Origin of the sequence: Paenibacillus sp. S150, assembly GCF_019352175.1 — a bacterium.
GTDB lineage: Bacteria > Bacillota > Bacilli > Paenibacillales > Paenibacillaceae > Paenibacillus_AQ.
Map to the genome: position 1 here is coordinate 1 of NZ_JACBYI010000083.1, position 6,001 is coordinate 6,001.

The 6,001-nt window shown below is 52.0% G+C and carries 5 protein-coding genes and 1 pseudogene; 2 read left to right on the top strand and 4 right to left on the bottom strand.

All coding sequences use genetic code 11. The annotated features are described in order from the left end of the window. Nucleotides 1–248: 248 nt before the first annotated feature. Nucleotides 249–1,528 (top strand): annotated as a pseudogene (locus HYD27_RS31530) (IS1380 family transposase). 374 nt (nt 1,529–1,902) lie between these two features. Beyond that, complete coding sequence (locus tag HYD27_RS31535) at nt 1,903–2,715, top strand: hypothetical protein (RefSeq protein ID WP_219221731.1); 813 nt, start codon at nt 1,903–1,905, stop codon at nt 2,713–2,715. Nucleotides 2,716–2,802: 87 nt separating this feature from the next. Here the strand turns inward: HYD27_RS31535 and HYD27_RS31540 are convergent, their stop codons facing one another. The 4 genes from HYD27_RS31540 to HYD27_RS31555 form a co-directional block, all read right to left on the bottom strand. Further along, nucleotides 2,803–3,594, bottom strand: a complete 792-nt coding sequence (locus tag HYD27_RS31540; RefSeq protein ID WP_219221732.1) for a lipid II flippase Amj family protein — start codon at nt 3,592–3,594, stop codon at nt 2,803–2,805. Between the two features lie 138 nt (nt 3,595–3,732). Further along, nucleotides 3,733–3,999: a DUF2809 domain-containing protein gene (locus tag HYD27_RS31545; RefSeq protein WP_219221733.1), complete on the bottom strand. Its 267-nt coding sequence runs from the start codon at nt 3,997–3,999 to the stop codon at nt 3,733–3,735. A gap of 50 nt (nt 4,000–4,049) precedes the next feature. Next, nucleotides 4,050–4,526 (bottom strand): NUDIX domain-containing protein, encoded by a 477-nt coding sequence (locus tag HYD27_RS31550; protein ID WP_219221734.1) that lies wholly within the window; start codon nt 4,524–4,526, stop codon nt 4,050–4,052. Between the two features lie 464 nt (nt 4,527–4,990). Further along, a complete protein-coding gene (locus HYD27_RS31555; protein WP_228745457.1) occupies nt 4,991–5,671 on the bottom strand; it encodes a putative ABC transporter permease in 681 nt (226 codons plus the stop codon). Between the last annotated feature and the right edge of the window lie 330 nt (nt 5,672–6,001).

The following is a 6,001-nucleotide window of genomic DNA, read 5'->3' on the forward strand; positions in this document are numbered from 1 at the left end:
CTTGCGAAAAAGCGGCTGGGGGAATATGAAGTGACCTCTTCCGCCTGGCTTCAGCAGCCAGCCTTACACCTGAAATGCAAACAGCTGCGCTGCCCGGTCAAGGACGGCGCAGCCGTTTCTGCTTATAATATAAAAAATTCATCCTGAATTTCGAAAGTAACTTCCCATAAAAAATAAAAAAGGCTCAAATCCTTGGTAGAATGGTGTTTGCGAGAACAACATCACCCAAAGAGAGGAGCCCCTTTTAGGTGAAGTCTACCACACCCATCCATAAAATCAAGACCGAATTTTCCCTGAACCAGTCCACAAGCATTGGAGGAAGCAAGATCTTCCTCAATTGAAAAAATTAAACTGAGCCAGTTACTGCAAACTCTATCCCGGGGTAAAGCTCACAACGCGCTGTTTCCCGTACACCGCATTCTGCTGTAGCTCATCGCCGGCTGGACACTCGGCTGTGAGCGACTGTTTCACTTTCGCAGATGGCAAAACGCCCCCCTCCTTCAGCGGTTTCTCGGTGAACGTTGTCCACACCACTCGCTTCTGTACAAGGAACTGGATCGGCTGGGAAAAGGGAACCCTAATGTACGAATGGAACTCCGGCAAGTGAACCTCGAAGTGATCCGGCCTTGTCTGCCCTCCAAGTTTATTCTCGATTTGGATTCTACCGTGGAGACGGTCTATGGCAATCAGGCCCAAGCGGCGAAAGGCGTGAATATAAGCCGGGGCGCAAAAGCTGCCATCCCCTGCTCGCTTTTGAGGGACAGTCCCGCCTTGGCCTGAATGCCGTGCTGCGCGCAGGAAACGTTCACTCGTCCACCGAGGCCGCCCGACCTTTGACCTCTCAGGTCAGCACCCGGTCCAATACGCCCGGTTTGACAAAGGCTTTGGCGGCGAAGACTTCTATTCGCTCTGGGAAGGACGACAGATCGGCTACGCGGGCAAAATCAAGCGGACGAAGCGCCTGGCCGCAGAAGTCACTGCCTGCCGGTACTGGACACGCTACGTGGACGAAGACTGGATCATTGAAGGCACCGCCCTCTGGTACCATGCTATCTCTTGGAAAAAACCTCGGCGGGTCGCCGTCATCCGCAAGGCAAAAGTCGTTCAGGACGTCCAAGCTTGTCCACTGCTGGATACCGACTGGGAGTACGAAGCGATCGTCACGAGCCTGGATTGGGAATCCATCGGTTTGTGGCGCTTTTACAACCAGCGGTGTTGTATGGAGAACTACATCAAGGAAGCCAAGCGCGGGTCTGCCATCGACAAAATCGCCACCGGCTCCTTCGAAGCCAATGAAATCGATCTGCTCGTCAAATTACTGGCGTATAACCTGTACGAACGCTTCAAACGAGCCTGCTGCGAGCCCGTTCACTTCGGATATACAATTGCTCGGTTTCGCCTGGAATTCTTTCAGTGTGCGGCCAAGCTAGTAAGTCACAGTCGAAGTACGATCCTCAAACTGGAAAAGATGTTCACCCATCGCCACACCTGGAAACAGATGGAATTCCGAATCGCCCAGTTGGAATGAAGACTTCTAAAATCTAACATGGAAATTCAGTTGCCCGGTCTTCTGGGGTGGGGGAATCTGTATGCAGGCAAGCCCTTTTTGGGTTATTCTCCCTGTTCATAATTCCTGATGCTTACAGGTTTTTTAGGCGGCCAGTCTCTGGCATCCTTGCTATTACGCGCTTTCGAAATTCAGGATAAATTCTTATCTTTTGAAAAATATGGGAACCTGCGTTCTTTTTTTATGTTGACGATCCATTAATTTCAAGCTATAGTGAAGGTACAAAATTCAAAAGGCAAGCGGGAGAAGCACCTCGCAGGAAAGGCCATTGCGCCTTTCTTGGAGGTGCTTTTTGGCGTCGCTTGGCGCAAAAACCATGACTGGAGATGAACTGGATGAAAGAGGTAACACGGAAGTGCAGTACTTCGGGAAAATGCTTAGGCGCGGCCATTTACCGCACGTGGATAGGATTGCTGGTAGTGCTGGCGATATTCGCCGGACATTCCCCGCATGTCTCTGCCGCCGCTGACTGGGACTCCGCTCTGGAAGAGATTCATACACTGTACAACGACTATTCCGGACTGCAGTCAGCTCTGAAATCCGAGAGCGCGAGAACCCGGACACTCCGCAGGCAGAACAATGCCGATCTAGCTGCCATTAATCTGAAGCTCCAGGCAACCGATGCCGCCTTGCTGAACCGCTTGAAGACTGAGGCCGAAGCCGCGAAGAAGAAGCATGCCCCGCTGTTGGCGGAATATACTTCGCTGGGCAAGCAGATTACGGCCGCCCGCAAGGCCGGCAATCTCAAATCCGCCACCCTGTTCGAGATCAAGCGCAATAAGCTGAAGGCTGCCGCAGCGTCTGCCCGCACTGAGGTCAAGACGAAGAATACCCGGCTTGCAGAAGCCAGGGCCCTGACCGCAGCCAAGACAAAACCCGCCAAGGATGCCCTGGCCCCCATATCCGATCTCAAGAAGCAGATTACTGCCCAGAATAAATCGGCCAGTGCAGTGCAGGAGGAACGGTCGGAGGCTGACAAAAGGTATAAAGCCGCGATTGCATCGGGCGACGCCATCACAGCGGCGGCAGCGATGAAATTGTCTTATGGACGGATAGGCGAGCTGCGCACTTTCGCACAGCAAGCATATGCTTGGGAGCAGAAGATCACACTCGCGCTCCGGGCTGCGGAAGCCAAGCTGCCCAAATAAATCTTCCCTTTAAGGAAGCTGCGGATCAAGCATTATCAGTCTTTCTATGTATTTCCCCAGCGGAGGCCTTCCTGCTCCGGCACTCTTTCAGATCAGCTGCACCAGCCAGATGATTGAATGTGCAGCTGGCAACAGCACAAGCTGGCCGAGCAAGGTTCCCAGAAATCGCGAGCCCATCAGGAGAACGTAGATTTTCCCCAGCTGATCACGGGATTCGGTATTTTCGGTAGCCTTGTGGGTGATAATGCCGAGCTGCGGATCGATGAAGATCGTCAGCATGATAGTCGCGATCCCGTTGATCATCCCTGAAGCCTGGGATGCGGTAGTGCTGAGAGCCGGCACCAGATGCGCTGCCAGCAGCGAGGACAGTACGCCGACCGTATAGAACGCGGTAACAAATATATTCATAATAATAAAGCGCTTCGGAATGCCCAGATAGCGGAAGCTGTGAAGCTTCACTTTGGGCTTGCGGATATACTTGCGGGTATTCTTGAGCTGGCTGATCGTCACGCTGGACAGCATTTTGGGTATAGAGCCTTCAATCTCCAGCTTGGAGATGATCCTTCCGAACAAGCCCACGAAGGTGGGAAACACCGCGATTGCAATCAAGGTGCCGAGTGAGGAGGCCAGCATAATAATCCGTAAATAATTATCCAGCGGAAAGTCCGGATTAATTTTGGCATAATCCACAAACTTGGCCGTCAGTGGAGCCTGTACCATATTTGCCGTTCTGGACACCAGCACAATAATTCCGGTCAGGGATAAAGCGATGGCGATTTTGTTCAGCTTGACTCCGGCAAAGCGCACGGAATAAGACAACGTCTCTGCCGTATGAATGATCATGGTCAGCACGCAGACTACGATTAAACTGTTCGTCATTATCAGATCTCATCTCCAAATCAGGCAGCGTCTGCGGATTTGCAGCTTGCAAGCATCCAATTCATTGCAAATCAACTTTCTAAATAAGCTGAATGGTTGATTTGCCCAATCGGCTTTGGTCATGACTGTAAATGTAGTTCATATATAGATATATATTCTTTGACTACTATAATTCAGAAGGCTGAACTCGATCCCGTAGCTGGAGCCAAGGCTCAGCAGCAAAGCCAGTCCGAGCTTCAGCCGGGTCCACAGCAACCCGGACAGCAAATTTAACATCGCCGCCCACAATGCATCCCCAAAATGACTGGAGACAAATTCCGGCAGACGTTCAGCAAATACTCTGGAGCCGAAGCCCAGAATGACGGCTAGCAGCACAGCACAGCCGTATATTATTTTGGCTCTCATTAGGGCTCCACCTCAGTTCCAGTCCTCAATATCATTCAAAGTCCTCAATATCATTCAAAAAAGGCCTTCTCCAAGCTGGAAGCGCCGCTTATGAAAATCTCGCGCGGATACGGCAGTGCAAGCTCCGGCAGTTCTTCCTCTCCCCAAAACGCAAGCTCTTCCGCCTCCCCGTCCACACTTCCGGGCGTCCCCTTGACGATGGAGCATTCGAACACAATAATGGAATACTGAACCCGGTCGCCATTGATGTACTCGTATGTATATTTCCTTCCGCCGAACACGCCAGTGATCCGCTGCGGGGTCACCATCAGGCCCGTTTCTTCAAAAACCTCGCGCCGCAGCGCCCTGGACGGCGTCTCCCCGGGTTCAATGGCGCCTGCGGGCAGGCCCCACAGCTGTTCCCCTCCTTTGCGGAGCAGGAGAATCCTGCCTTCCTCATTTCGGATCACCCCCGCAACAGACGGCACCATCAGCACCTCACTGCCCAATTTTTCACGGATTCCACGATAATATTCTGATATTGGCATGATAGACCTCCTATGTGCGGATTAGCGGTATTCCATCACCTTCGAACCCAAATTCCCCTTACAACTCATCCTTGCGGAACGAAATTAAGCCGATCCTCTCGTCCTTTGCATAGCCGCTGCAATCCGACAGCTCCACCGTGAAAAATCCCGCTGTCTGCTCCCCATTGAAGCATGGTCAGATTACCGCCTTTGCCTTCGCCAAACCGGGCAAGCATTTCCCGGATTCTGACCAGTACGGCTGGTCAAAACGGGTAAGCAAATTCGGCAGGTCTCTTAACGGTACTCCTGCGCATTTGCCCTCCCGCCATCCGCCATACCTATTCTTATGGACTTCTCTCACTATATTTGACAACTCTAGCATGTATTCCTTATCTGTACAAACAGCAAAAAGACATTCCCAGACCGGCAGGCCTACAATGTCCCATGATCGTACGCATATACATTATTTTAGAGCCGGCGCCTTATTACCCTTCCCCAAGCTCCAGCCCCTTCACCCCGCGCCGCCGGGTCCGGCAGGTCCAGAGCAGATCGGCTGTGAGCAGCAGCGCCGCCAGCGGCAGCAGCAGTGTCCATAATGGGGCAAGCCGCAGATACATCATCTCCACAAGCGGCTGCAGACCATAAAGGCAGACAGTCGCCAGCCCCCACCAGTATAAGGAGAATTTCAGGCAGATATGTCCATTCCATTGATAAGGCATTTCCGAGTAATCCCACCACTGCTTGTGAAAAACGGACTTCAGCAATGAGCCGCTTATATACTCCACGGCGGAAGGTATGAGTAAAGCCAGGGCTATCATCAGCGGAAACGGAAGCTGCAGGTCCTTGGCGGCAAGCAGCAGCAGCGGCGCAAAGCCGTACATCGGCTTGACCGGCCCCTTGAGGAATCCCTCCTTGCGGAATGTTCCCAGGCTGTGCAGATTGTAGCTGCCCTCCAGCACCCAGCCCAGAAAGGAATAGAGCATAAAGTAAAAGAAATACTCGCCTGCCAGTATTACACCAGGGGAATGTCCCAGCGTCAGCAACTGTGTAATCGAAATCTGTCCCGCCCCCCGTTTGTTGTCATCAGGTAATATTGGGAGGTAGTATGCCTGGGTTGGACAGAAGCTATGCATTGAATCAAGCAGAAACGGCTTCGCTGCCCTCAACAGGAGCATATGCTTCCGAAGCAGCGTGGACTGCGTATCGCTTTCAGGTAAAACATATAAACCTGAATTTCGAAAGCATGCCTTCCTCCCCACAGGCTGCTGAGACCCGGCAGGAAGCCCAAGAAAAAGGGAGCTTAAATTTGCCCTCATCCCCTTTTCCGCAAGTGTTAGTGGGAAAAAGGATCCCTAATCGATCCGTTTGTGATGGCGTAAAATAGTATGTGTAAGGATCGGGGAGTCTAGTAAACGACAAAAAAGTAGGGTATCCTTGGGATTGCAAAGTCACCAAGAAAAGGAGCCCTACTCAATGACCAGTATACAACAAAACCC